Here is a 24264-nt window from a genome sequence, read left to right on the forward strand (position 1 = left end):
TACCCTTCATCGTGCGTGGTTCGACAGGCTCACCATGAGGGAGGTCTGTGGAACCCGCTCCACGAGCAGCATCGCGCCCCAAAAGCTCCTCATTGTGCGCGGTCCATAGACCTCCCTCATGGTGAGCGGTCCACAGATCTCCGTCATAATGAGCGGTCCACAGATCTCCGTCATAATGAGCGGCCCACAGATCTCCCTCATGGTGAGCCTGTCGAACCACGCACGATGCAACGGTTCGCGAAGCGAGACGGTGAGGGGCGTCATTTGGCGAAAATGAAGGCGGGCCGGCCTAGGCCGGCAGTTTCACCGTCGCGCGCAGGCCGCCCATGGGGCTGTCGTCGAGCATGATGTCGCCGCCATGGCTGCGCGCGATGTCGCGGGCGATTGAGAGGCCGAGGCCGGTGCCGCTTGCATCCTGGTTGCGGGCGTTGTCGAGCCGCACGAAGGGCTTGAAGACGTGCTCGCGCTTCTCCGGGGGGATCCCGGGGCCGTCGTCGTCCACGACGACCGTGAAGGAGCCGCGGGTATGGATGGCCGAGACCCGTACGTTCCTGGCGTAGCGGAAGGCGTTGCCGACGAGGTTGGCCATCAGGCGCGAGAAGGCGGCGGGCCGCACCAGAAGTTCCGGCGGACCGGATATCTCGGTCGTCAGGTTGCGCTTGCGCAACCTCGCTTCATGCGTGAGGCTCTCGAAAAGCGTGCCGATGTTGAGCTGGCCGGTGTCCTCCGCCGCCTCGCCGCGGGCGAAGGCCAGATAACCCTCCAGCATCGACTGCATGTCCTCGATGTCCTTGTTGAGCGCCTCGGTCTCCGGTCGCGGCCCCGCGATCGCCAGCTGCAGCTTGAAGCGTGTGAGGATCGTCCGCAGGTCGTGGCTCACGCCGGTCAGCATCGCCGTGCGCTGCTCGATCTGGCGCTCGATGCGTTCGCGCATCAGGATGAAAGCCGCGCCGGCGCGCCGGACTTCCTCGGCGCCGCGCGGGCGAAAATCGGGCGGCGGCGGACGGCCCTTGCCGAAACTCTCGGCGGCGGCCGCGAGCTGCTGGATCGGCCGGATCTGGTTGCGCAGGAAGAGCACGGCGATCGTGATCAGCACGAGCGAGGTGCCCACCATCCAGAGCAGAAAGATGTGCGTGTTCGACGCATAGGCCTGGCTGCGCCGGGCAAAGACGCGCAGCACCGCATCCTCGAGCTGGATGCGGATTTCGACGATGTTGGAGTTTCCGACCGTGTCGAGCCAGAACGGCCGGTTGATCTGGCGCGTGATCTCTTCGCTGAGCACCTCGTCCAGGATCGAGAAGAACGGCTTCGGGCCGGGCGCCGGCAGCGGGTCCGGCGGCATGATGTCGACCTTCAGCCCCAGCCTCTCCTGCGCGATCCGCAGCACGTCCGGATAGCCGTCCTCCGCCTCGGGGTAGGTCTCGATCATGTCGATGATGGCGGCGATATCGCGGGTCACCGCCATGGAGAGCCGCTGCGTGACCGTCTGCCAGTGCCGTTCCATGAACACGAATGCGACCACCGACTGCAGGAGGATCATCGGCGCGATGACGATGATCAGCGAGCGCGCATAGAGCCGCTTCGGCATGTGGCGGGAGACGCGATGCCAGAACCGCCGCCACACGAAGCGCGCCGGTCCTAGCGCGCGCGGCAGCCATCCTTCCGCCCGCCTCTCGATTGTTGTGGTTTCGGTGCTTGCCATCCGCCCGTTCCGCCGCAGCCCGCCTGCCGTCGCACTCGCGGCGGGGGTCTGTCGGCGGACAGTCTATTCCACGCTCAGCCTGTATCCAACACCACGTACGGTCTGCAGCCACACCGGGTTGCCCGGATCGCGCTCGATCTTGCGCCGCAGTCGGTTGATCTGGACGTCGATCGTGCGTTCGCCGACCTCCGCGTCGCCGCTGACGAGTTCATGTCGCGGGATCGTCTCGCCGGGTCTTTCCGCGAATATGGCGAGGATCTCCTGCTCGCGGTCGGTGAGCCTGATCGGTTCGCCGCCGTTCTTCAGTTCGCGGCGCGCGATCTGGAAGGTGTAGGGGCCGAAGACCAGCTGTTCGACCTTCGGCGTCTGCGGCGGCCCGCCGCGTCGCAGGATGTTGTTGATGCGCAGGATCAGTTCGCGCGGGTCGAAGGGCTTCGGCAGATAGTCGTCCGCGCCTGCCTCCAGCCCGTCGATGCGGTTGTCCGTCTCTGACAGCGCGGTGAGCATCAGGATCGGCACGTTCTTTTCCGGGCGCAGCGACTTGGTCAGCTCGACGCCGGTCTCGCCGGGCATCATCACGTCGAGCACGATCAGATCGAAATCCAGTCCCGCGAGCTGCCGCCGCGCTTCGGCCGCAGTTGAGGCGACGGTGACGCGAAAGCCGTTGGTGGTGAGGAACTGCTTGAGGAGCGTGCGTATGCGGGTGTCGTCGTCGACGACGAGCAGATGGGGCGCGTCGTCTCCGGGGACCGTCGGTTCGTCAGTCATCGCTCGGTTCTCCATCGCGTTCGGACGAGCGCGAATCCGGCAGGCGGTCGATCTGCGCCCGCAGTTCCGGATCGACCATCGCCTTGAGAAAGCGTCCGATCACTTCCCGCCGGTCCTCTCCGGTCTCTCGCAACGCTGCACGGATGCGACGGGACTGTGGCAATGCAAGGGCGAAGGCGAGTTCGCGGCCTTTTGCCGTGGGATAGAGTTCCCTCTGCCGCCTGTCCTTCGGCCCCTGTACCTGTACGATGTGTCCTGTGTCGATTAACTGCTTCAGGACCCGTGCGAGGCTCTGTTTCGTGATCTTCAGCACATCCAGCAGTTCGGCAACCGTTAGGCCGGGCATGCGGTTGACGAAGTGCAGGACGCGGTGATGCGCGCGCCCGAATCCGTCGACCGAGAGGATCTGGTCCGGGTCGGAGGTGAAGTCGCGATAGGCGAAGAAGAGCAGTTCGATCAGATCCAGCTCCAGGTCGTCCCCGACAGCGAATGCCGTCCGGATCGGCTGCTCGCCGGCCGCTTCGTGCCTGTTCATCGCGCGACGCTCTCCGCAAAATGGGTCAGCCTTGTTGACATATCTCGGTCCGGCTGGTAATTTTCCTCAAGCTTTTCGTCAGATCGAGACCGAAAAGGCAAGTCCGGAGCGTCTTTCGGGTCGTATCCTTCCTTTGCTTTTTGCTGATGATGGGCCCAGAATGCGCTCCGGCCGCCTTGGGGCAGCGGAACGAAAAATCAAATCCAACGATATGCGGAACGCGATTTCCGCGGGAGGACAGCATGGCATCCGTTCCTTTCGATCAGCTTGACGGCTTCATATGGATGAACGGCGAATTCGTTAAATGGGCGGATGCGAAGATTCACGTACTGACCCACGGGCTTCACTATGCCAGCGCCGTCTTCGAGGGCGAGCGCGCCTATGGTGGCGAGATCTTCAAGCTGACCGAACATACCGAGCGCCTGCATGAATCCGCGCGGATCCTCGGCTTCAAGATACCCTTTTCCGTCGCCGAGATCGACGATGCCTGCCGGACGCTTCTGAAGAAGCAGGGCCTTGCCGACGCCTATGTCCGGCCGATCGCCTGGCGGGGATCCGAGATGATGGGCGTTTCGGCCCAGAACAACCGCATCAACTGCGCCATCGCCATCTGGCAGTGGCCGAGCTACTTCGACCCCGCGCAGAAGCTGAAGGGCATCCGGCTCGACATGGCCGAGTACCGCCGCCCCGATCCGCGCACCGCGCCCTCGAAATCCAAGGCCGCCGGCCTCTACATGATCTGCACGCTGTCCAAGCATGCGGCCGAATCCAAGGGTTATGCCGACGCGCTGATGCTCGACTGGCGCGGGCAGGTGGCCGAAGCAACCGGCGCCAACGTGTTCTTCGTCAAGGACGGCGTGATCCATACGCCGAAACCCGATTGCTTCCTCGACGGGATCACCCGTCGCACGGTCATCGACCTCGCCAAGCGCCGCGGCTACGAGGTCGTGGAGCGCGTGATCATGCCGGAGGAGATGGAAGGCTTCGAGCAATGCTTCCTGACGGGAACCGCGGCAGAGGTGACGCCGGTCTCCGAGGTCGGGCCGTATCGCTTCACCGTCGGCGAGATCGCCAAGAACCTGATGGAAGACTATTCCGCCGAGGTCCAGCCGCGCCATGCGATGGCCGCGGAGTAGGACCCAGCCGGGACTTCTCCGGGAACGGTAGACATCTGGGCGGCCTTCGGGCCGCCCTTTTCGTCTGGCCGAAAGTGAGGTGGACGCACCCGGCCATGGTCCCTATGTCTGGCCTGCAGAAATCGAGGAAAGCCAATGGGAAAACTGAACGCCGGCGTCATCCCGGTCACACCGTTCCAGCAGAACTGCACCATCCTCCTGGACGAGGAGACGAAGGAAGCCGTCGTGGTCGATCCCGGCGGCGATGTCGACCGCATCCTCGCCGCGATCGAGCAGAACGGGCTGAAGGTCAAGGAGATCTGGCTCACCCACGGCCATCTCGACCATGCCGGTGGAGCCATGGACCTAAAGGAGGCGCTGGGCGTCGACATCGTCGGCCCGCACGAGGACGACCGGCAGATGCTGCTCAATCTCGAGAACCAGGCGCGCATGTTCGGAATGCCCGGGGTCGTCCGCAACTGCACGCCCGACAGGTTCCTGAAGGAGGGGGAGGCGGTTTCCGTGGGCGATCACACCTTTGAGGTGCTGCACTGCCCGGGCCATGCGCCGGGACACGTCGTCTTCTTCGACCGCGAAGCGAACTTCGCCCATGTCGGGGACGTGCTCTTCAACGGTTCGATCGGCCGCACCGACCTGCCGGGCGGTAACCACGACCAGCTCATTCGCTCCATAAAGGAGAAGCTCTTCCCGCTCGGCGACGAGGTGGGCTTCATCTGCGGGCACGGACCCGGCGGCCGCATCGGCGACGAGCGGCGCACCAACCCGTTCCTGCGCTGACCGTCTGCGGGCCAAAGAACTCCGGCACGGTCGGCAGTCGCGCCGGACGGCGCGACCGCGGGGACGAGGCTCCTCAGGCGTCAGTTCGCGACGCAGAAATGGTCCTGTCCGTCATATCCCCTGAACGTGCCGGTCTCTGCGTCGAACGACCGGTACCGCTGCGAGCAGTAGCGGTACCATTCGGGCGACCACGGTTCGAGGCCGGCCGAGTAGGAATAGCGCTCATCGCCATAGTCGTCGGGAGCGGGCGGGAAGTAGCCGCTGGAAGCATTGTCGGGAAACGCGTTCCCCTGGTTGGCGATGGCGCCTGCGGCGATCGCACCCACGGCAAGGCCGAGAATGCCGGCCGCGAGCATGTCGCCTCGCTGGTCGTGACGGTTGTGGGAGGAATGATACTTCGGGCGGTGCTCGCGCCAGCGCTCGCCGGCGCTTGCGTCCAGGGTCGGCACGAGCGACGCCGCGCCCACGGCGACCGACAGCACTGCTGATTTGATGATGCGGTTCATCGACTGCTTCCTTCGGCTGATCCGGCCGTGTATCGGGCCGGCTGTACGCGAAGGATTAGCCGCGCGCGGCTGAATGCAGCCTGAACGCGGGACGCGCCGACCGGGCGAGACCGCACAGCCGTGAACGCTCCATCCGGCCGTTTCGCCGGAAGGATCGGAGCGCGGGAGAGGGGGAGTTCAGCCGACGGTGATGTTGACGGCCTTCGGTCCCTTGCCGCGCTTGTCCGGCTCGGTGTCGAACGACACTTTCTGTCCGTCCTCGAGGCCCGGCAGTCCGGAGGCTTGCACCGCCGAGATATGGACGAAGACGTCGCTTGCCCCGCCGTCCGGCGTGATGAAGCCGAAGCCCTTCGAGTGGTTGAAGAATTTGACAGTTCCAGTCATCTGACCCATGAGGAGCTCCTTCTCCCGTCAGGTTGCTCGTGGTGCGACAAGCACCATACGGTCATAAGCCGTTCACTGGGGGAGAAGAAACAGTCGGACGCGCGCCGGGGCCTTGCCGCAAGCCCTCTCCTTCGCGATCCACCCGGCCAAACGCGGAACGATGCCGGGGCATGCCATTCCAGTCTCCGGGCCGGCAAATGCCCGAACGGTTAATTTTTGATTTATTTCTTGAGCAGGGGCAAGAAGTTTTTTCGCAAGCGCAGCATGACGGTCACCCGCGAAGCGGCGTGACAGGCGCATGCACTACTCATAGCCGAAGACGCGGGCAGGAGAACCTGCGCCTTCAGGCCCGCAACAGGGGAGAGTCCGCGCCGCAGCGCGGAATGCGGCCGGTCAGCCCGGACGAAGGTTCACAGCCTTGGGACCCTTGCCCATGCGATCCGGTTCGGTATCGAAGATGACCTTCTGGCCTTCCGAGAGTTCCGCCATTCCCGAGGCCTGGACGGCTGAAATGTGCACGAAAACGTCCTTGGCTCCGCCGTCTGGCTTGATGAAGCCGAAGCCCTTTTCGTTGTTGAAGAACTTGACAGTGCCCGTCTGGGCCATTGGGAAACTCCTTTTCCCGTTCATGTGTATTGGAACGGAACCGAGGCTTGGCCACGGAACCTGTTCCGGGTCAGCGGTTGGATCGAGCGTTCAAACTTTCGGGGAAAGGGTCGTCCTCTAACGTTCCAGTCTCCGGGTCTGCCGAACCCGAACGAGAGGAAGCTTGCACGAAAACCGGCCGATGGCAAGACGCTGTTGCCGCAAATCGAATTGCGTCTCAAAAAGTTCTTTGAGATTACAGTGTCTTATCGCTGCTGCCGTAAGGGTAGTCATGGTAGGCGACACTGCGATGCTGCATTGCGGCGGAAGGGGACGTTTGCGAGGCCCGGAACGGTCGCGCCGGCCTGTCGTTCCGCGAGAGCAGCGGCCGCCCGTGCCCGTGTCCGGATCCCGGAATCGCGCTCTATTACGCGGCGCTTTCAACCGTGATAGAGAGAGTGGTGTACTTTCCGCGACGGAAGCGCACATTTAATGGATGGCGGGGTTCAGATGCCGGAACGGCACGTCAACCGCCACGTGAGGAGGCCCGAGGATGATGATTACTTATGAAGGCACAAGCCCGCCGACGAGAAGCGCTCCGCGCAAGCACAAGGAGGCCATTCGTCCGTTCGTCGACGCCGTTTGCGACGAACTGGGCATTGCCGCGCAGGAAGGCAGCCGCCGCGATGCCGTCGAACGGCGCATCATGTCCGCCTGGCGCCGCGGCACGCGCCACCCGCTCAACCTGGTGAGCGCCGGCCTGGAGACCTGACCGGTCGGACGGAGGTCTTTCTCGACTGAGCCAACTGCTTCGGATGCAGCTTCGAAGCAGAGGATAGCGTTGCGCGTTATACGCAACAGGCTTCCGGCCTTCCGGAATCGCTCACGCCGCAACGGCAAATCGTTCTTCACCGCGCCAGATGCTCCACCAGCGCGCCCAGCGCGCGGCAAGTTCGTCGGCGCCCTCCGCGAACAAGCGTTCGCCCAGAGGAAACGCTTCCGTTTCGATGATCGACTGGCGCTGCCGTGCGAGGCGCAGGAGGACCTTGCGCCTCTCGCCGTCGCCGACCTCAAAGGTCTCCAGTGTATCGACGAACACCGCGAGATCGTGGTGATCTCCAAGCAGGCTCCCCAGGCGCCTGGTCGCCTTCCCGTGCGCCGCCATCGCCTCGCGAAAGGCCGGCTCCAGCAGGCGGGCATGGTAACCGTGATACTTTACCCGCTTGCGCCATTCGTGCATCTTTTCCGGTGTGCGGTCTTCCCGCGCCTCTACCATCGCGTTTCGTGCCCGGCCGAAGGTCTTCGCCAGCCCAGGTCCCAGCGCCTCGAACTCCTTGTCCTCGATCAACCAGTCCCGCGCCCGCTGTTGCGCGGCAATCATGTTCTGGCGGAAGAGATCGAGACGACCGGCCAGCGCGTCCGCATCCCGCGCATCCTTGAGGCGGATGGTCAGGGCTCGGCGGACCGGCGCCATCGCAGAGCGGTCTACCTCGCCCCTGTTCGCCTCCATCAGCGTATCGTAGGCCTTCGTCATCACATCGGCATCGCGGATGTCCGACAGCGTCCGGGCGGCTTCGCGGAAGGCGGCGTTCTCCTCGGCATAGCCGGAGAAGCCCGGCCGAACGAGCCGGATCAGGCCGCGCAGCTTCTTGCAGCGCTTGTGCAGCAGGTGGATGATCCTGGACACGTCCGGTGCATCGTCGATGGCCTCCACCGCCTTTTCGAGTTCCCTGCGAGCGATGCGCCGCACGCCTTGCTGCACCGTCTTGTCGCCTTGCTTGAACTGATAGGCCATGGTTCCACTCGCTCACACCCTGCGGGCGAACGGCGTAGCGGCGGGCAGGTTCCGCACGGAACGTGCGGGGCGGCGGTCAGCCGCCGTTCACCAGCCCGAGGATCAGCCCATGCACGTTGGCGCCCTGGCTCATCTCGGCGCGATCGAACTCGCTGCTCCTGGCGCGCTGTTCCTGCGAGGCCTCCGACAGCGGCTTCTGGATCGCCTGCCTGACCTTCTGGCACTTCGGATCGTCGGCGACGTTCACGCCGACCGTCGTGGCGATGATCCGGTCCACCATCTCCTTCATGTGCTCGCCGTGCACCTTTTCGTGCCGGCGCATGCCGTCGATGAAGGTCTTCCAGTTCGTTGCCACCGGCTCCGGCAGTTTCTGCGAAGGTTTCGGCAGGTTGTAGATGATCGTCAGCCAGGGCTTGGCCGAAACCAGCGTGCAGGAGCCGTCCGGCTGCGGCCGGTAGTCGCGCGACCATTTCAGGTCGAAGGTGGTGTAGGCGATGGTGCGCCGGCCGCCGCCGACGACGGGTCCCCGCTCGCCGATCGAGGCATAGAGCGCCGGCCCGGTCGTGCCGGAAATCGCATAGGTCTTCTCCTGCTCCACCGCCTGCCACTCGGCAGCCGCGGCCAGCGAGACGCCGAAGGCCAGGAGGAGGAGCAGCGGCAGGGCAAGAGCGGCAAGGGCGTGCGGCACGGGCAAACTCCGGAAAGGGACGAGGGGACCATAGCGGCATGGACCGGCCGGCGGAAGCAGGCGCGGCGCACGCGCGCCCACCGAGTGGAACCGCTCCTTCGCCGGCGCATTGTTCCGGATCAGGGGATCCGCTATGCCAGTCACGTCCAGCGCAACGTCCGCTTCCGCCGTTTCCACAGCGAAGGACTGGTTCCGTCCGCTCGCCCGCCTCGGCTATGCCGCCCGCGGGCTGATCTACCTCGTCATCGGCTTCTTCGCCGCGCTCGCTGCTGTCGGCTCCGGCCGGACCATGGGATCGGAAGGCGCGCTCCAGACCCTGATGGGCACCACAGCCGGAAGCGTGCTCACTTGGGTGCTCACCCTCGGCCTCGTTTCCTACGCACTGTGGCGGCTGATCCAGGGCATCTTCGACACCGACGACCACGGCACCGGGGCAAAGGGCCTCGCCGTGCGCGGCGGTCTCGTGGCGGCTGCCTTCACCTACGGCGCGCTTGCCCTCTATACTTTCTCGGCAGCGCGCGGCGCAGGCTCGTCGGGGGGCGGTGGAGGCGATTTCGCCCAGACGCTCGCCGGCTTCGTCGGCTCGCGCTGGGCCGCTACCATCATCGGTACCGTGCTGATCGGCGTCGCATTCGCCCATTTCTATAAGGCCGTGAAGGAGCGCTACGCCCCCCATTTCGCCGCGGGCCCGGACAGGATGCGCATCATCCACCCGATCGCCAAGACCGGCCTGATCGCCCGCGGCACGGTCTTCGGCGTCGCCGGTTTCATGCTCGGCCTGTCGGCGTGGCGCGGCAACAGCGACAACGAGACGCCCGGCTCGCAGGAAGCCCTGCAATACATCCAGAGCCTCCCCGGTGGCGCCTGGCTGCTGGCAGCCACGGGGCTGGGGCTCATCGCCTTCGCCGCATATTCGTTCCTGGAGGCGGCGTACCGGCGGATCAACGTCGAAGAGGCGGGATAAGGCCCTCCTCGTCCGCGGCGCCCTCGATTCGCCATCCCCGGCGGAAGGTCAGCGCCATCCGAGGCCAGGGGCGACGTCTTTGAGGATAGCCTCGATGACATGGGCGTTATAGTCGACGCCGAGCTGGTTCGGAACGGTGAGGAGCAGCGTGTCGGCCTCGGCTATCGCTTCGTCAGCCTTCAGTTCATCGATCAGGACGTCCGGCTCGGCGGCATAGCCGCGACCGAACACCGCCCGCTTCTGCGGCTCGATGTAGCCGAACTGGTCGTTGGAATCGTTGTTGCCGAAATAGGCGCGGTCCATGTCGTTCACCAGCGCGAAGATCGAACGGCTGACGGAGACGCGAGGCGTGCGTGTATGGCCCGCCTCCTTCCAGGCGGCGCGATAGGCGCGGATCTGTTCGGCCTGCTGGACGTGGAACGGCTTGCCGCTCTCGTCGAACTTCAGCGTCGAGGACTGCAGGTTCATGCCGAGCGTGCCGGCCCATCGCGCGGTGGCGTCGCTGGCCGCGCCCCACCAGATGCGGTCGCGCAGGCTCTCCGAGAGCGGTTCGAGCCGCAGCAGACCAGGCGGGTTGTGGAACATCGGCCGGGGGTTCGGCTGGGCGAAGCCCTTGCCGAGGAGCATGTCGAGGAAGACCTCGGTATGACGGCGCGCCATGTCGGCGTCGCTTTCGCCCTCGGCCGGCTGGTAGCCGAAGTAGCGCCAGCCATCGATCACCTGCTCGGGCGAGCCGCGGCTGATGCCGAGCTGCAAGCGACCGCCCGAGATGAGGTCGGCCGAGCCGGCGTCCTCGACCATGTAGAGCGGGTTCTCGTAGCGCATGTCGATGACGGCCGTGCCGAGTTCGATACGCTTCGTGCGGGCGCCCATTGCGGCGAGCAGCGGGAAGGGCGAGGCGAGCTGGCGCGCGAAATGATGGACGCGGACATAGGCGCCGTCGGCGCCGAGTTCTTCGGCAGCCACGGCCAGGTCGATCGTCTGGAGCAGCGCGTCGGCGGCGGAGCGGGTGCCCGACTGAGGGGAGGGCGACCAGTGGCCGAACGAGAGGAAGCCGATTTTCTTCATGGGAGATGCCTGGAAGTGGACTCAGCCGCATACTTACGTGCGACGCGGCGGGAATGCCATTCGCGCGGCATTGACAGACTGTGCGCACGCCGCTGGCGCACTCCCGTGGATGCGATGTAGATGCGAGTGGTTGCCCGAAATCATCGTCCCGGCCGTCCCGTCGAATGTTTCAATGTAGAGGATGCGTGCGGCTTGGTGCCGTTGGAATGAATAGGACAGCGAGATCGCGGATAAAGCGCAGCCTTTAAGAACTCTTCAAGGTCGTATTCTAGCGGATCAGGCTTTCGTATTCGCCGTGTTCCCCGATCCAGAACCAGATCAGGTCGTCGCCGTCGCGAACCGCCAAGGCGCGATGTGCCAGTCCTATGCGGGCGGACCAGTAGCGATTGACGCGCTTGAGATTCAGCGACGGATGATGCGGGTTAGACTTGAGCAGGTCGAAACTCTTGTCCGCCGACATCTGCACCTTGCGAGGGAGGGCGTCGTAGGCCGCCCAGAACCTCGCGTTGGCGTGATGTTTCAAAGAGGCCGTGTGCGACCGGCCCGGAAGTCGGCCAGCGCCTCATCCGCGAACCGGTCCAGTTTGCCGTTCTTGGAGTCTTCCTCGATCTGACGGTCCCAGCGCTGCCAGCGCAATTCCTCGAACCACGCGGCGAATGCCTTCATTTCCTCATCGGAGAGGCTTTCGACGGATTTTTCAATCTGTTGCAGCTTCGTCATGACACCCACGATAGCATCAGGAGATTGGATTTGGAATGCGGGCCAAGTCTACCCGCGCCAATCGGCGAATGCATCCAGCAAAGCCGGTCGGCTCGCTGGTCGAGTTGCGATTCCGAAGCGGGACAAGTGAGGTATGCCTACAAGTCGAAAGTTTGTCGTTTCGACAACGGATAGGAACTGAGGTTTCCAGGCACAATCGATGCGACGGATGCCCAAATTCGAGTATGTCCGGCTTACCCGAGCGAAAGGTACACTGCCCATGGCGACCACGAGCTTTGGGCTCGCCGCGGCAAGTAAATCGTTCCAAAGCGCGGTTCCAAAGGCCAATGCCGCATCGACATTCTCCAGACTATTCCAATCGCGCGAACGGAAAGGCACCAGATTTCCGGCTAGAACATTATCCGGATCGACCTTCAGGATTTCGAAAAGCGCGGTTACTTGGCGTTGGAGAGGAGCTTGACCCGGCGAGTAATCACCTTTCCCACCGGGGCGCGGCCACGCCTCCCGAACATAAGCGCTTCCAAGCTCGCAACTCGGGCCGCTTTGGGCCTCGATTTCGCTGCCGCCGCCTGGATTAAGTCCAATGAACGCAACCTCTGCTGAATCCACTGTTCGCCACGGCGAGTAGAGTAAGCGCCAACCTAGTTGATGTCCGCCAAGAGGGTACTCGGCGTCGATCCTCTCAACTATTTCGTCTTTTTCGATCAGCGCCCCGGCCGTCCCGTCTTCCCCGGCCGCTTCTTCTGCCGCTTCTCGTCCGCGGCATCCTCGTACGACCCCGCGCCGACCTTGCCGCGCACGACCGGTTTCGCCTCGTCCGCCGGCTTTGCCGGCCTGATGCCCTCCACCGGTTTCTCCGTCCGCCGCACCGTCATCTCGTCCAGCGTGTTCTTGCGGAACAGCGACGTGCCGCCGTCACCCGGCACGAATTCGGAGCCGTGCGCCTCGCGCGCCGACTGCTTCTTGAACAGCGAGCGGTCCACGGCCCCGGCCGGCGTGGCGTGGTCGCCCGAGGTGCCCATCTGGTCGAGGTCGGGCTTGGCGAAGAGGCTGCCGCCCTTGCCGGCCGGCTTGCCCTTCGCCTTGTCCTTGCGGCTCTTCTGCGTGTTCTCCACACCCGCGTCCCGCGCCATCGGGTCGTCCATGATGGCGAGTTCGGTCTCGCGCAGGCGCTTGATCTCGTCGCGCAGGCGCGCCGCCTTCTCGAAGTCGAGGTCGGTGGCGGCGTCGCGCATGGCCTTCTCGAGATGATCGAGATGCGCCTTGAGATTGTTGCCGACGAGGTTGTCCTTGCCGCCCTTGGTGAAGCCGGAAATGTCGGCGCGGACATGGTCCCTCTCGTAGACCGAATCGAGAATGTCGGAGATGCGCGACTTGACGCTCTCGGGCGTGATGCCGTGGGCGGTGTTGTATTCGAGCTGCTTCTCGCGGCGGCGCTGGGTCTCGGCCATGGCGCGTTCCATCGAGCCGGTAACGTGGTCGGCATAGAGGATCACCTTGCCGTCGACGTTGCGCGCCGCTCGTCCGATGGTCTGGATGAGCGAGGTCTCCGAGCGCAGGAACCCCTCCTTGTCGGCGTCGAGGATCGCCACGAAGCCGCATTCGGGGATGTCGAGCCCCTCGCGCAGCAGGTTGATGCCGATGAGGCAGTCGAAGGCGCCCAGCCGCAGGTCGCGGAGAATCTCGATGCGCTCCAGCGTGTCGATGTCGGAGTGCATGTAGCGCACGCGGATGCCCTGCTCATGCAGGTATTCGGTCAGGTCCTCGGCCATGCGCTTGGTCAGCACGGTGCAGAGCGTGCGGTAGCCCTTGGCCGTTGTCTCTCGGATCTCGCCCAGAACGTCGTCGACCTGGCTCTTGGCGGGCCGCACCTCGACCGGCGGGTCGATCAGCCCGGTCGGGCGGATGACCTGCTCGGCGAAGACACCGCCGGCCTGCTCCATCTCCCAGCCGCCGGGTGTCGCCGAAACCGCGACGGTGAGCGGGCGCATCGCGTCCCACTCCTCGAAGCGCAGCGGCCGGTTGTCCATGCAGGACGGAAGGCGGAAGCCGTATTCCGCCAGCGTCGCCTTGCGCCGGAAGTCGCCGCGATACATGCCGCCGATCTGCGGCACGGTGACGTGGCTCTCGTCGATGAACACCAGCGCATTGTCGGGGATGTATTCGAACAGCGTCGGCGGCGGCTCGCCCGGCCGGCGGCCGGTGAGATAGCGCGAATAGTTCTCGATTCCGGCGCAGGAGCCGGTCGCCTCCAGCATCTCCAGGTCGAAGCGGGTGCGCTGCTCCAGCCGCTGCGCCTCCAGCAGGCGGCCAGCCTTTTCAAGCTCTTGCAGGCGGTGCTGCAGCTCTTCCTTGATCGACTTGATGGCCTGATTCAACGTGGGCCGGGGCGTCACGTAGTGCGAGTTGGCGTAGATCTTGACGCTCTTCAGCTCGCTGGTCTTGTGGCCCGTCAGCGGATCGAACTCGGTGATCTGCTCGATCTCGTCGCCGAACAGGACGATGCGCCAGGCGCGATCCTCCAGGTGGGCCGGAAAGATCTCGATCGTGTCGCCGCGCACGCGGAACGAGCCGCGCACGAAGTTGATGTCCTGGCGCTTGTACTGTTGCGCCACGAGGTCGGCGAGCAACTGGCGCTGGTCGAGCCGGTCGCCGACCTGCATCTGGAAGGTCATGGCCGTATAGGTCTCGACCGAGCCGATACCGTAGATGCACGACACCGACGCCACGATGATGACGTCGTCGCGTTCCAAAAGCGAGCGGGTCGCCGAGTGGCGCATGCGGTCGATCTGCTCGTTGATGGAGGATTCCTTCTCGATGAAGGTGTCGGTGCGCGGAACGTACGCCTCCGGCTGGTAGTAGTCGTAGTAGGAGACGAAATACTCCACCGCGTTGTCGGGGAAGAACTGCCTGAACTCGCCGTAGAGCTGGGCCGCCAGCGTCTTGTTCGGCGCCAGGATCAGGGCAGGGCGCTGCGTCGCCTCGATCACCTTGGCCATGGTGAAGGTCTTGCCCGAGCCGGTGACGCCGAGCAGCACCTGCGTGCGATCCGCAGCGTCGACTCCCTCGACCAGATCCTTGATCGCCGTCGGCTGGTCGCCGGCCGGTTCGTAGTCGGACTTCATCTGGATCGCGATGCCGCCCTCGGATTTGTCCGGCCGCGCCGGCCGGTGCGGCGTCCAGAGCTGGCCGTTCTTGTGCAGCGGATTGCCGCTCTCGATCAGCGCGGACAGGGCCGCGACCGTGGCGGTCACGCCGTCGTTGGACAGCGAGCCCGCATCCTCCAGAGAGATGTCCATGCCGGCCACGGGGTTCAGGCCGGCGGCCGCGCGCTCCTTCGCCGTCGCCGCGCCGCCCATCGAGGTGCCGCGCGCCGTCTTGGTCGGGGCGGAGGAGCGTTCGGGGATCTTCTTCGCCGGCTTGCGGGCGGCTTCCTTTTCCGCGTCGATGGCGACCTGCACCCGGTGCTTGCCGGCCTTGGAGCGGATCTCCCGCGTCTCCGCGGCGCGTGTCTCCGCTTCCGCCGCACGCTCCATCTCGCGCGCCCAGTCCGACACCGAGCCGGAGAAGGGCGCCCCGGTCAGCTCCGGCTGCGGCGCCTCCTCGAAGCCGCCCGGGTGAAGCGGCTCGGAGGCGTCCATGAAGTCGGTGAGTGGGCTGCGCCGCTTCGGCGCGGCGCGGTCACGCTGGTCGTTGTCCGCGCGGGGCAGACTCTTCTTCTCAGGGGATCGGGCCATCGCCCGAATATGGAGAGTGTCGGCGGGAATGGAAAGGGCGCGTTCGCCGCGAGCGGGAATGCCGCGCCACCTGCTGACAGGAGGGTGTCAGGAGGAGGGCCCGCCGACTCGGCCCGCAAGTTCCTTCGGCGTGAGAAAGCCGGCCAGGATGGCACCGCCGGCGGAAAGTTCAGGCCAGTCGCCCTCGAAAGCGAACCGCGCCAGCGCCCCCGTCGGAAACTTCTCGCGCATCCGCGCCAGCGCGTCGGGATCGTTGCCCGGGCCCGCAAGCAACGCGGCCAGGTCTTCCAGCCCCGGATTGTGTGCGACGACAAGGAGGCGGCCAGTCTTCGCGGGGGCTCGCCTCACGACCGATAGGATCGTCTCGGCGGTCGCCTCGTAGAGTTCCTCCGCGAATCGCACGGGAGGAATCGCGGCCAGTTCACCCGCGACGTATTCCCAGGTCTGTCGCGTCCGCTTCGCCGGCGAGACGATGGCGAGGTCGGGAACCCAGCCGCGCTCGGCCAGCAGTCTTCCCACCATCGGCGCCGCCTTCTTTCCGCGATTGGCCAGCGGACGGTCGAAATCGGCAAGCCCGGGGTCGCCCCAGGCGGATTTGGCGTGGCGCAGCAGGAGAAGTTCCCTCATCGGCCCATTCTGCGGCGGAAATTTTTCGGGGAGAAGCCCTGCGTTTCCGGTCGGAGGTGGCAATCGCAAAATGACGCCACGGCATTCCGTAATCACGTAATCGCGCCGCCTGTCGAAATCCGCCATTTTTGGGTGCGGATCGAGTAAATCGCCCCCACCGGCGTATCGGTTCCCGGTATCCACGTGGCCTGACGAGCGAAAGCTTCCAGTCGTGTGGTGCGCGGCCAGCGCTCAACCCCACCCCTATGGTCGCTGGCCGCGCCGGTGCCCCTTCGCGGCACCGGCGGACGCTTTTTGCCCCTCGTCGCCGTGCGATCGTCCGTTCTTTCGATCTGGCTCCGTTTCATTCCGTTTTCATGCCGCCACGCGCCGGATACAGTCCGTCCCCAGAAGGATTCGCCAGACTGGAAGGCCGGAGGGACGATGGCGCACGACGGGAAACGCTTCCGAATCTCGCGGCGGTTGCTGCTTGGCGGCGCGATCGCCGCCGGCGGGCTCACCTGGGCTGGATCTACGCTGGCGCGCCTGGCGCGTGATCCGTCGGGACCCAAGGACGCCGGCCGCATCGCGGATGCCGACGGGATGAGCCTCGCCAGCCCGCCGTCCAAGGGCCTGCCGCCGCACGATCCCGAACTGCCATGGCTTGCCAAGGGCGGCGAGCTGAACGACGCCAGCGCCCTGTCGCGCACCCCCGTCTACGGCGTGGTGGGCGTGACGGAGGAAGGACACGTCGCGCGGGCGCTCGCCTTCGCGCGCGACAACGGCCTGAAGGTCTCGATGGCGGCGGTACGCCATTCCATGGGCGGCCACGCCTTCGACGACCACGCGCTCGTCCTCGACATGATGGGCTTCGATCGCATCGAACTCGACGAGAAGGCACGCACCGTCACGGTTCAGCCCGGCGCCACCTGGCACGAGATCCAGAATCTCATCCATCCGCGCTTCGCGGTGAAGGCCATGCAGTCGACGGATATCTTTTCCGTCGGCGGATCGATTTCGGTGAACGCGCACGGCATGGACCACCGCGCCGGATCGATCGCGGGAAGCATCCGTTCCATGCGGGTGATGCTTGCCGACGGCAGCGTCGTGAACGTCTCGCCGACTGAAAACGCTGACCTCTTCAGGCATTTGGTGGGCGGCTACGGCCTGTTCGGCGTCATCCTCGCTGCGACGCTCGAGATCGTGCCGAACGCGGTTTACCGCACGTCCCGGTCCATCATCCGATCCGAGGAATTCCCGCAAGTGTTCGCGAATGAGATCGGCGCCCACGACGGACCGTCCCTGTTCTACGGGCACCTCTCCACCGCGCCGGGCAACTTCCTCGAGGACATGATCGTCTACCGCTACGACAAGACGACGGACGCGGTCCCGGCCGACATGCCGCCACTCGCGGAGCCGGGCGCCGTCGCGGTTAAGCGCCTGATTATGAACCTCGCAAAGCAGGGCGGCCTCTTCCAGCGGCTGAAATGGTTCGCCGAGAAGAACCTCGAGCCGGAATTCGAATCCTGCACGGTTCCCCGCACGCAGGCGATGGGGGAGGGCGAGGCCTGCCTGGTCTCGCGCAACGATCCCATGCACGATTCCGTGCCGTACCTCTTCAACGATCTCGGCGGCGAGACGGACATCCTGCACGAGTATTTCGTGCCGCGCAGCGAATATCTCTCCTTCATCGGCGCCGCCCGCGAGATCCTGCGCAACCAGGATCTACCGGTGCTCAACGCCTCCATCCGCGTCGTGGACGCCGAGGACATCGCGCTGCCCTACGCCGTCGAGCCGGCGTTCTCGCTGGTGCTCTACATCAATCAGGGCACCGACGAGGCGGGGAACGCGAGCATGCGGAAGCTGACCCGCGACCTGATCGACCTCACGCTGCTGCACCGGGGCCGGTTCTTCCTGCCGTATCAGCCGCACTACACGGCGCAGCAGCTTCTCGAAAGCTACCCCGAAGTTCCGCTTTTCCTGAACACCAAGCGGCAATACGACCCGGGCGAGTTCTTTACCTCGACGTTCTACCGCGTGCTGAAATCGATGGCGGGCGATGCGCCGCTTCCGGGGCCCGCCTGAAGCTTGTCTGCCAAAAAAGTGGGAACCAGTTTCGGGCAAAGGAGATGCGCAGAGAAAGACACCTGAAGCGCAGGGAGCTAGTCTGAAAGATCGCGACGCGCTTCAGGCTCAGGCGCCGACTGCGGCCGCCGGCCTTCTCGCCGCGATTTCCTCCGCCACGGACGCGACCACGCCGGATGCGGTCAGCCGCCAGACCACGCCTGCCGGGTGGAACAGATATTCCACCTCGCCATTCAGGTTCTGGCCGGTGAGGCGCTCGATCACGACCTTGCCGAAACCCGAGCCGGTGGGTTCGGTGACCGGAGGACCGCCTTGCTCGCGCCAGGTGAGGTCGATGCCGTCCGCACCCGACCTCTGCCAGGAGACGACAACCTTTCCGGTGGCGTTGCTCAACGCGCCGTACTTGGTGGCGTTCGTCGCCAGTTCATGGAAGGCCAGGCCCAGGCTCTGGACGGCTTCGGACTTCAGCGCGAGGTCCGGGCCGAGCATTTCGATGCGATCCGGCTCGCCTTCGATGAAAGGCGCCAGTTGCCGCCGAACCAGTTCCCGCAACTGCCCCTTCGCGCCCGCCGATCCGAACAGGAGGTCATTGGAGCGCACGAGAGCGCCGATGCGGCTGTCGAAGCTCGTCTGGAATTCTTCCAGCGAGTTGCTTCGGCGGCTGATCTGGCGCGCGATGGCCTGCAGAACGGCCATGATGTTCTTGTTGCGGTGGGCGAGTTCGCCCATGAGCATCTTGATCTGCTCGACCTGCTCGCGCGACTGTTCCTCGCTCGCCTGCAAGGCTTCGGTCCGCTCGCTGATGACGCTGGCGGCCTTGCGGACCGCGTCGAGGACTACGTTCACTTCGGCGATCGGCTGGCGTGCCGCCTCGATCGCGCGCCCGGCGGCGAGATCCCCGGCGGCGAGCCGCAACTTGGACATGGAACGCGACATCCGCCGCGTGAGGAAGGTGGCGAGGCCGGCCGTCACCAGACTGGCCAGCAGCGCCAGTACGGCCAGACCATACAGACTGTTCCAGAAAGGCGCGTCGAGCGTGGCGCGGGGAACGCGCACGGAGGTTCGCCATCCGGTCACCGGCGACCAGCGATAGCCCTCCACCCATTCGTCGGCCTCGCCGGTCTGACTGACCACGCCGCTGCCCTGTCCGCCATTTTCGTCGAGGGCGGGCGGCTCGGCCGACAGTGCCGCCGGCGGGTCCTGCGCGATGACCTCGCCTTTGCGGTCGGACACGATCACGTTCCAGTCCGTCCCCAGCTGCTGCTGCGAGATGATTTCGCCGATCCGGTCGACGCTGAAAGTGATCAGGAGGATGTTGCGAAATTCGCCGTCTCGTATGACGGGGATCTCGACGTTCACGACCCTTTCGCCCGACACGGTTCCGACGAACGCGTCGGATACGTAGGATTTTCGGGATTTGGCGACGATCTCGGCGCTGCGAGTGTCCGCCGTCTTCGGAAGCGGCGTCCCGAAGGGAACGCGCGTGTTGAGCAACTGGTTGAAGTCCGTGTCCAGCAGGATGACATGGACGTCGCGGTTGCGGAGCGCAGCTCTTGCACGGGCGTGGAACGCCTGCAGGCGATCCTCTTGCAGCAATTCGGAGGTTTCCAGCGTCTCCAGTACGGTCAGCCAGCTGGTGACGTCCCGGTCGATCGAGGCGGAGACGTCGAAGGCCATCCTCTGGAGCCGCGCCTCGTTGGACGCGAGTTCCGAGCGGGAAAACCACAACAGGCCGGTCACCGCGATGACGAAAAGCGGCAGCACCAGGATCGCCGCGAAAGCGATCAGGTGAAATTGCAGCGTTCTTGGCGCTGCAAGCGTATGCCGGAGGAATTCCGGTTGCCGCACCTGCGGAAATCTCCCTCGTCCGATGCCCGGATGCCAATCCCGCCGAGCCTGTCTGCCGCGATGCGCGGCAGAAGCCGCCGTCGGAATGCCATCATATGCAATCGGCGTGCGCCGCATGCAATGCGTTTCCGATGATCCACGGCGTCTGCGGACGGAGTGCGTCAGAACGGCAACGTGATCGGCAGGCTGCCGACGATCCACGATGCCGCGCCGCTCGCCGACCGGGATGCCACACCGTATGCCCGGCCGAGCCCGGTACGGACGGCAACGAAGCCGTCGCTCGTCCTATAGAGGAGATAGCTTCCCGCCTGTCCGGCATACTCGATCCCTTGCCCGACCAGCGTGCCGCTCGTGGAGGAGCGGCCGGCTTCAGCAGGATTTTCGAGGGGTTCGGGCGCGTCGGCGGTATCCGCTACGAGTTGCCCGGATGCCGGTCCCGATGCCTTGCACTCCGCCTTGAGCAGCGGATACGCCTCGTTACCGGATTGCACGAGAGCCACGAGCGCAGATTCGCATTCTTCCACCGAGGCGAACTGGCCGGAGGCACCGTCGAGCGGGATGCATATCTGCGCATCGCAATCGCACCCCATCACCGTCATCGCAATCAGAGCCGACTTCAGCACGACACATCTCCGAATCGTTCGATCGAAGAAGTGCTACTCTTCGATGGCGACCGGAATTGGTTCGAAGGCGGGAGGAATTGTGGCCAAGCGTCGCATACTGCCCCCGTCGTCATCGTCGTCGCCGTCGACCGCTGCTAACATTGAGGTTCTTGGAGAATTCGGAATGCCCGACAGCCGCCATGCCTTCGCGACGCTCGTCACCAATGCCAACTACGCCATGGGCGCGCTCGCGCTCGTGCGGTCGCTGAGGTTGAGCGGAACGCCGGCCGACATCATCGTCATGCACACGGGCGGCGTGGTCCCCGAATCGCTGGCGCCGCTGGCAGGCCTCGGCGCGCGGCTCGTTCCCGCCGACCTCCTTCCCACCTCAGACGCCTTCAACCACCGGCACCAGCGTGCGCGGCTGCATGCCGACGCGCCGTTCACCAGAGGAAATAAGCCGGATTTCCACACGCCGCTCGACAATTTCGTCAAGCTGCGGCTGTGGGAGATGGAGGAATACGAGAAGGTCGTGTTCATCGACGCCGACGCGATCGTGCTGCGCAACATCGATCGTCTCTTCGCCTATCCCGAATTCTCGGCGGCACCGAACGTCTACGAGAGCCTGTCGGATTTCCACAGGCTGAACTCCGGCGTCTTCGTCGCGAGGCCCTCGCGCGCGACCTTTGCGGACATGCTGGCGCGGCTGGATGTGCCGGACGCCTTCTGGCGGCGCACGGACCAGACGTTTCTCCAAGACTACTTCCCCGACTGGCACGGCCTGCCGGTCTTCGACAACATGCTCCAGTACGTGTGGTTCAACCTGCCGGAACTTTGGGACTGGGGTTCGGTGCGGGTGATCCACTACCAGTACGAAAAGCCCTGGGAGGCGGAAAACGCCAAGGCCGCAAGGCTGCGTCCCCTGATCGAACTGTGGCAGGCCTTCTATCGGGGCGAAGCGATCCCTGCGCTGTCGAACCTGGCGAAGCCGGACGGCAGCCCCGCGTGAGTGGCATGCCGCCATGCACACTCGTTTCCGGCGGAACCGGCTTCGTCGGACGTTTCATCGTCGAGGCGTTGCTGGCCGCGGGTCATGGCGTGCGCGTCATGGGCCGGACGCCGCCGCCGGCAGGGTTCTTCAGCGGCGCGGTGGAATTCGTCGAGGGCTCGCTCGACCGCCCGACGCCGGACCCCGCCATCTTCGAAGGTGTGGATGGCTTCGTCCATGCCGGCTTCCACCACATCGCCGCGCGGTTCCGGGGCGGGGAGGGCGACGACCCGGAAGGCTTCCGCCGCTGCAATCTCGACGGCACGTTGGCGCTGTTTTCCGCCGCCAGGGAGGCCGGTGTCCGACGCTGCGTCTTCCTGTCGAGCCGCGCCGTCTACGGCCGCCAGTCGCCGGGTGCCCTTCTGGCCGAAGACATGGAACCGCATCCCGACACGCTCTACGGCGAGGTGAAGCTTGGGGGTGAACTGGCGCTGCGCGAACTGTCCGACCCCGATCGCTTCTGCGGCACGAGCCTGCGCGTCACGGGGGTCTACGGCCCGGCGGGACCGGGTCGCGAGCACAAATGGTCGGCGCTCTTCCGCGACTTCTCCGCGGGAACGCCCATACCGCCACGCGTTGCCACCGAGGTGCATGGCGAGGACGTCGCCGGCGCGGTGCGGCTCGTCCTGGCGGCGCCACCGGAAGATGTCTGCGGAAAACTCTTCAACGTCTCGGACCTCGTGCTCGACCGGCACGACCTGCTCTCCATGGTCCGCGACGTCACGGGCGTGGCGTCTTCGCTGCCCGAGCGGGCGGATGCCACGTCTCTCAACGTGATGGCGACGGAGCGGCTGACGGCGCTTGGCTGGCGACCCGGCGGCAACGACAGGCTCCGTTCGACGGTCGCCGATCTATGCCGGCCGCTCCAGGGCGGACATGCGATGCGGAACGTCGCTTCCGGGGAACCGGGCGATCGGACGGGCGGTTAGCCTGAGTGGCCACGAATGCGGGAGAAGGTCGCATGACCGGATCGGACGACGAGGCCGGGAGCGGGCAATACGCCTCCCCGCCCTGCTTCATGCACGAATTGCAGCCCGGTTTCCGCCCGGCGGGCGGCGACTTGCAGGTTCGTGCCGACGTGATGCGATGGCGCAAGGCGGAGAGGCAGCGCCTGATTGCGTCGCGGCTGGAAGTTCCGGCGGAGGACCGGGCGGAGATGGCGGAAAGGATCGCGGCGCATCTCGACGCGGTGATCGGCGAACCGGAAGGCCGGATCGCCAGTTTCTACTGGCCCTTCCGCGGCGAACCCGATCTTCGCGCCTGGGCCGGACGGTTCATCGAGCGCGGCGGCAGGATCGCACTGCCGGTGGTCGTCGAGAAGGCGCATCCCCTGGATTTCCGCGTGTGGCGGCCGGGTGATCGGCTGGCGCGGGGCGTCTGGAACATTCCCTATCCGGAGGACGGAGCACCGGTGGTGCCGGACATCGCAATCGCGCCGCTGGTCGGCTGGGACCCGAGCCTCTACCGTCTGGGCTACGGCGGCGGCTATTTCGATCGCACGCTCGCCAGCCTGCGTCCGAAGCCGCTCGCGATCGGTGTCGGCTATGCCTTCTCGAAACTACCGACCATCTACCCGCTCGGCCACGACATCCCGATGCAGGCCATCGTGACGGAGGAAGGTGCCTTCCAGACTGCCTGACCTATTGCGAACCTGCGACGGACCCGCGCAACGGCAGCGACGAGGCGATCGGCTGCGTCTTGGCCGGCTTCGGACGCTGGGCGCCTCCCAGGAAGTCGGTGACGAGCCGTACGACCTCGTCCGGTTTCTCGATCTGGGGGAGGTGGTTGACGTCTTCGAGGACCTCCAGCCGGGCGTCCTTGAATAGGCTGGCGATTTCCTGGCCCTCTGAAAGTGGCGTCACGGTGTCCTCGCGCCCCCAGACGAGGAGCACGCGGCGCGGGAAGTTGCCGTAATTCGCCCGGTCGGCCGCGCGCGATGCACGCTCGTCTCCGTAGAGCCCGGTCATCATCCAGTCGCCGACCGCGTCCGTCGTGTTGACGAGCGTGAGCGGCCATTCGTAGATCGTGGTCCGCTCCTTGGTGACGATCGCGCTGTCGCGAACGAAGCTGCGCAGTCCGTGTCCTATCGCCAGGGGATTGGTGAATGTGCTCGCGACAGCGAGGTTGCGAAGCCAGCGCGCGCGAAGCATCGCCGCGAGAGGCGGCGCGGCGGGCTCCCGCCCGAGACCGAGCGCCACGTCGAGCAGGACCAGTTGCCGCACGCGCTCGGGCATGGAGAAGGCTGCTTCCAGTGTGGCGCCTCCGCCGAAGGAGTGGCCGGCGAGCACGAAGTCTTTCAGGCCGAGCGCATCGGCGAAGCCGCTGATGATCGACGCCTGCGCTTCGCGCGAATAGTTCCTGGCGGACGGCCGGTCCGACAGGCCGAACGGCGGAAGGTCGGGGGCAATGACCCTGTAGCCGGCTTCGCCCAGCGGCGCGGCGATGTCGCGCCAGGTCTCCGACCATGCCATCGTGCCGTGAATGAGCAGGATGGGCGTGCCTTTCCTCGGCCCCCATTCGCGGTAGTGGATCCGCAGGCCCCGCACCTCGGCAAAAGTTGCGTTCGCGCCGGCCGCCGTGGCCGGATCGTACCGTTCGCGCATTCCGGCTAGCGTGCGGAAGGAGACCGCGGCGATCACCGCGGCCACGACCACGAACAGGACGAGATTGCGCAACAGGGTCGACATGAGACCACCTCTACGCGATCAAC

The 24264-nt window shown here is 65.4% G+C and carries 24 protein-coding genes; 8 read left to right on the forward strand and 16 right to left on the reverse strand.

Annotation, left to right across the window (positions count from 1 at the left end):
• Positions 1-289: 289 nt before the first annotated feature.
• From ABGN05_RS03610 to ABGN05_RS03620, 3 genes are all read right to left on the reverse strand, one after another.
• Positions 290-1588, reverse strand: coding sequence for an ATP-binding protein (locus ABGN05_RS03610; RefSeq protein ID WP_367953139.1), 1299 nt, complete (start codon positions 1586-1588; stop codon positions 290-292).
• Positions 1589-1765: 177 nt separating this feature from the next.
• The gene (locus tag ABGN05_RS03615; protein WP_367952617.1) at positions 1766-2470 is read right to left on the reverse strand and encodes a response regulator; all 705 of its coding nucleotides are present in this window, start codon (positions 2468-2470) and stop codon (positions 1766-1768) included.
• Positions 2463-3005 (reverse strand): MarR family winged helix-turn-helix transcriptional regulator, encoded by a 543-nt coding sequence (locus ABGN05_RS03620; RefSeq protein WP_367952618.1) that lies wholly within the window; start codon positions 3003-3005, stop codon positions 2463-2465. The genes ABGN05_RS03615 and ABGN05_RS03620 overlap by 8 nt, the downstream gene beginning before the upstream one ends.
• A 242-nt stretch (positions 3006-3247) precedes the next feature.
• Here ABGN05_RS03620 and ABGN05_RS03625 point away from each other — a divergent pair, with 242 nt between their 5' ends.
• Positions 3248-4141, forward strand: coding sequence for a branched-chain amino acid aminotransferase (locus ABGN05_RS03625; RefSeq protein ID WP_367952619.1), 894 nt, complete (start codon positions 3248-3250; stop codon positions 4139-4141).
• Positions 4142-4276: 135 nt separating this feature from the next.
• Positions 4277-4918, forward strand: coding sequence for an MBL fold metallo-hydrolase (locus tag ABGN05_RS03630; protein ID WP_367952620.1), 642 nt, complete (start codon positions 4277-4279; stop codon positions 4916-4918).
• A gap of 80 nt (positions 4919-4998) precedes the next feature.
• Here ABGN05_RS03630 and ABGN05_RS03635 read toward each other — a convergent pair whose 3' ends face one another.
• From ABGN05_RS03635 to ABGN05_RS03645, 3 genes are all read right to left on the reverse strand, one after another.
• Positions 4999-5424, reverse strand: a complete 426-nt coding sequence (locus ABGN05_RS03635; protein ID WP_367952621.1) for a BA14K family protein — start codon at positions 5422-5424, stop codon at positions 4999-5001.
• 177 nt (positions 5425-5601) lie between these two features.
• Positions 5602-5817: a cold-shock protein gene (locus ABGN05_RS03640; protein WP_367952622.1), complete on the reverse strand. Its 216-nt coding sequence runs from the start codon at positions 5815-5817 to the stop codon at positions 5602-5604.
• 384 nt (positions 5818-6201) lie between these two features.
• A complete protein-coding gene (locus ABGN05_RS03645; RefSeq protein ID WP_367952623.1) occupies positions 6202-6414 on the reverse strand; it encodes a cold-shock protein in 213 nt (70 codons plus the stop codon).
• A gap of 532 nt (positions 6415-6946) precedes the next feature.
• On the opposite strand from ABGN05_RS03645, the gene ABGN05_RS03650 reads away from it, so the two are divergent.
• The gene (locus ABGN05_RS03650) at positions 6947-7165 is read left to right on the forward strand and encodes a hypothetical protein (protein WP_367952624.1); all 219 of its coding nucleotides are present in this window, start codon (positions 6947-6949) and stop codon (positions 7163-7165) included.
• A gap of 111 nt (positions 7166-7276) precedes the next feature.
• Here ABGN05_RS03650 and ABGN05_RS03655 read toward each other — a convergent pair whose 3' ends face one another.
• A complete protein-coding gene (locus ABGN05_RS03655) occupies positions 7277-8188 on the reverse strand; it encodes a CHAD domain-containing protein (RefSeq protein ID WP_367952625.1) in 912 nt (303 codons plus the stop codon).
• 76 nt (positions 8189-8264) lie between these two features.
• A complete protein-coding gene (locus ABGN05_RS03660) occupies positions 8265-8876 on the reverse strand; it encodes a DUF922 domain-containing Zn-dependent protease (RefSeq protein WP_367952626.1) in 612 nt (203 codons plus the stop codon).
• A gap of 133 nt (positions 8877-9009) precedes the next feature.
• Here ABGN05_RS03660 and ABGN05_RS03665 point away from each other — a divergent pair, with 133 nt between their 5' ends.
• Complete coding sequence (locus ABGN05_RS03665) at positions 9010-9840, forward strand: DUF1206 domain-containing protein (protein ID WP_367952627.1); 831 nt, start codon at positions 9010-9012, stop codon at positions 9838-9840.
• Positions 9841-9888: 48 nt separating this feature from the next.
• Here ABGN05_RS03665 and ABGN05_RS03670 read toward each other — a convergent pair whose 3' ends face one another.
• From ABGN05_RS03670 to ABGN05_RS03690, 5 genes are all read right to left on the reverse strand, one after another.
• Positions 9889-10908 carry an LLM class flavin-dependent oxidoreductase gene (locus tag ABGN05_RS03670; RefSeq protein WP_367952628.1) on the reverse strand — a complete coding sequence of 340 codons (1020 nt, stop codon included), beginning with the start codon at positions 10906-10908 and terminating at the stop codon, positions 9889-9891.
• Positions 10909-11176: 268 nt separating this feature from the next.
• Positions 11177-11431: a type II toxin-antitoxin system RelE family toxin gene (locus ABGN05_RS03675; RefSeq protein ID WP_367952629.1), complete on the reverse strand. Its 255-nt coding sequence runs from the start codon at positions 11429-11431 to the stop codon at positions 11177-11179.
• Entirely contained in the window at positions 11428-11628 is a 201-nt protein-coding gene (locus tag ABGN05_RS03680) for a hypothetical protein (protein ID WP_367953140.1), read from the reverse strand. The genes ABGN05_RS03675 and ABGN05_RS03680 overlap by 4 nt, the downstream gene beginning before the upstream one ends.
• Positions 11629-12332: 704 nt before the next feature.
• The gene (gene uvrB / locus ABGN05_RS03685; RefSeq protein ID WP_367952630.1) at positions 12333-15365 is read right to left on the reverse strand and encodes an excinuclease ABC subunit UvrB; all 3033 of its coding nucleotides are present in this window, start codon (positions 15363-15365) and stop codon (positions 12333-12335) included.
• Positions 15366-15452: 87 nt separating this feature from the next.
• Positions 15453-15992: a SixA phosphatase family protein gene (locus ABGN05_RS03690; RefSeq protein WP_367952631.1), complete on the reverse strand. Its 540-nt coding sequence runs from the start codon at positions 15990-15992 to the stop codon at positions 15453-15455.
• A gap of 423 nt (positions 15993-16415) precedes the next feature.
• Here ABGN05_RS03690 and ABGN05_RS03695 point away from each other — a divergent pair, with 423 nt between their 5' ends.
• Positions 16416-18056 (forward strand): FAD-binding oxidoreductase, encoded by a 1641-nt coding sequence (locus tag ABGN05_RS03695; RefSeq protein WP_367952632.1) that lies wholly within the window; start codon positions 16416-16418, stop codon positions 18054-18056.
• A gap of 108 nt (positions 18057-18164) precedes the next feature.
• Here ABGN05_RS03695 and ABGN05_RS03700 read toward each other — a convergent pair whose 3' ends face one another.
• Positions 18165-19904, reverse strand: a complete 1740-nt coding sequence (locus ABGN05_RS03700) for a sensor histidine kinase (protein ID WP_367952633.1) — start codon at positions 19902-19904, stop codon at positions 18165-18167.
• 161 nt (positions 19905-20065) lie between these two features.
• Positions 20066-20527, reverse strand: coding sequence for a hypothetical protein (locus ABGN05_RS03705; RefSeq protein ID WP_367952634.1), 462 nt, complete (start codon positions 20525-20527; stop codon positions 20066-20068).
• A 163-nt stretch (positions 20528-20690) separates the two neighbouring features.
• On the opposite strand from ABGN05_RS03705, the gene ABGN05_RS03710 reads away from it, so the two are divergent.
• From ABGN05_RS03710 to ABGN05_RS03720, 3 genes are read left to right on the forward strand one after another with little or no spacing between them, the layout of a single operon-like run.
• On the forward strand, positions 20691-21515 hold the full coding sequence (locus tag ABGN05_RS03710; protein ID WP_367952635.1) for a glycosyltransferase: 825 nt from the start codon (positions 20691-20693) through the stop codon (positions 21513-21515).
• A 5-nt stretch (positions 21516-21520) separates the two neighbouring features.
• Positions 21521-22483, forward strand: a complete 963-nt coding sequence (locus tag ABGN05_RS03715) for an NAD-dependent epimerase/dehydratase family protein (protein WP_367952636.1) — start codon at positions 21521-21523, stop codon at positions 22481-22483.
• A gap of 32 nt (positions 22484-22515) precedes the next feature.
• Entirely contained in the window at positions 22516-23193 is a 678-nt protein-coding gene (locus tag ABGN05_RS03720; protein ID WP_367952637.1) for a 5-formyltetrahydrofolate cyclo-ligase, read from the forward strand.
• 1 nt (position 23194) lies between these two features.
• On the opposite strand, the gene ABGN05_RS03725 is transcribed toward ABGN05_RS03720, so the two are convergent.
• A complete protein-coding gene (locus tag ABGN05_RS03725) occupies positions 23195-24241 on the reverse strand; it encodes an alpha/beta fold hydrolase (RefSeq protein WP_367952638.1) in 1047 nt (348 codons plus the stop codon).
• Positions 24242-24264 lie beyond the last annotated feature (23 nt).

This window comes from Aquibium pacificum, from assembly GCF_040839445.1.
In the GTDB taxonomy this organism is placed as follows: Bacteria; Pseudomonadota; Alphaproteobacteria; order Rhizobiales; family Rhizobiaceae; genus Aquibium; species Aquibium pacificus.

Excerpts from the sequence above, each read along its gene's own strand:
- ABGN05_RS03610 (WP_367953139.1), bottom strand. The coding sequence starts at position 1,588 with ATGCCGAAGCGGCTCTATGCGCGCTCGCTGATCATCGTCATCGCGCCG.
- ABGN05_RS03615 (WP_367952617.1), bottom strand. The coding sequence starts at position 2,470 with ATGACTGACGAACCGACGGTCCCCGGAGACGACGCGCCCCATCTGCTC.
- ABGN05_RS03620 (WP_367952618.1), bottom strand. The coding sequence starts at position 3,005 with ATGAACAGGCACGAAGCGGCCGGCGAGCAGCCGATCCGGACGGCATTC.
- ABGN05_RS03625 (WP_367952619.1), top strand. The coding sequence starts at position 3,248 with ATGGCATCCGTTCCTTTCGATCAGCTTGACGGCTTCATATGGATGAAC.
- ABGN05_RS03630 (WP_367952620.1), top strand. The coding sequence starts at position 4,277 with ATGGGAAAACTGAACGCCGGCGTCATCCCGGTCACACCGTTCCAGCAG.
- ABGN05_RS03635 (WP_367952621.1), bottom strand. The coding sequence starts at position 5,424 with ATGAACCGCATCATCAAATCAGCAGTGCTGTCGGTCGCCGTGGGCGCG.
- ABGN05_RS03640 (WP_367952622.1), bottom strand. The coding sequence starts at position 5,817 with ATGGGTCAGATGACTGGAACTGTCAAATTCTTCAACCACTCGAAGGGC.
- ABGN05_RS03645 (WP_367952623.1), bottom strand. The coding sequence starts at position 6,414 with ATGGCCCAGACGGGCACTGTCAAGTTCTTCAACAACGAAAAGGGCTTC.
- ABGN05_RS03650 (WP_367952624.1), top strand. The coding sequence starts at position 6,947 with ATGATGATTACTTATGAAGGCACAAGCCCGCCGACGAGAAGCGCTCCG.
- ABGN05_RS03655 (WP_367952625.1), bottom strand. The coding sequence starts at position 8,188 with ATGGCCTATCAGTTCAAGCAAGGCGACAAGACGGTGCAGCAAGGCGTG.
- ABGN05_RS03665 (WP_367952627.1), top strand. The coding sequence starts at position 9,010 with ATGCCAGTCACGTCCAGCGCAACGTCCGCTTCCGCCGTTTCCACAGCG.
- ABGN05_RS03670 (WP_367952628.1), bottom strand. The coding sequence starts at position 10,908 with ATGAAGAAAATCGGCTTCCTCTCGTTCGGCCACTGGTCGCCCTCCCCT.
- ABGN05_RS03680 (WP_367953140.1), bottom strand. The coding sequence starts at position 11,628 with ATGACGAAGCTGCAACAGATTGAAAAATCCGTCGAAAGCCTCTCCGAT.
- uvrB (WP_367952630.1), bottom strand. The coding sequence starts at position 15,365 with ATGGCCCGATCCCCTGAGAAGAAGAGTCTGCCCCGCGCGGACAACGAC.
- ABGN05_RS03690 (WP_367952631.1), bottom strand. The coding sequence starts at position 15,992 with ATGAGGGAACTTCTCCTGCTGCGCCACGCCAAATCCGCCTGGGGCGAC.
- ABGN05_RS03695 (WP_367952632.1), top strand. The coding sequence starts at position 16,416 with ATGGCGCACGACGGGAAACGCTTCCGAATCTCGCGGCGGTTGCTGCTT.
- ABGN05_RS03710 (WP_367952635.1), top strand. The coding sequence starts at position 20,691 with ATGCCCGACAGCCGCCATGCCTTCGCGACGCTCGTCACCAATGCCAAC.
- ABGN05_RS03715 (WP_367952636.1), top strand. The coding sequence starts at position 21,521 with ATGCCGCCATGCACACTCGTTTCCGGCGGAACCGGCTTCGTCGGACGT.
- ABGN05_RS03720 (WP_367952637.1), top strand. The coding sequence starts at position 22,516 with ATGACCGGATCGGACGACGAGGCCGGGAGCGGGCAATACGCCTCCCCG.
- ABGN05_RS03725 (WP_367952638.1), bottom strand. The coding sequence starts at position 24,241 with ATGTCGACCCTGTTGCGCAATCTCGTCCTGTTCGTGGTCGTGGCCGCG.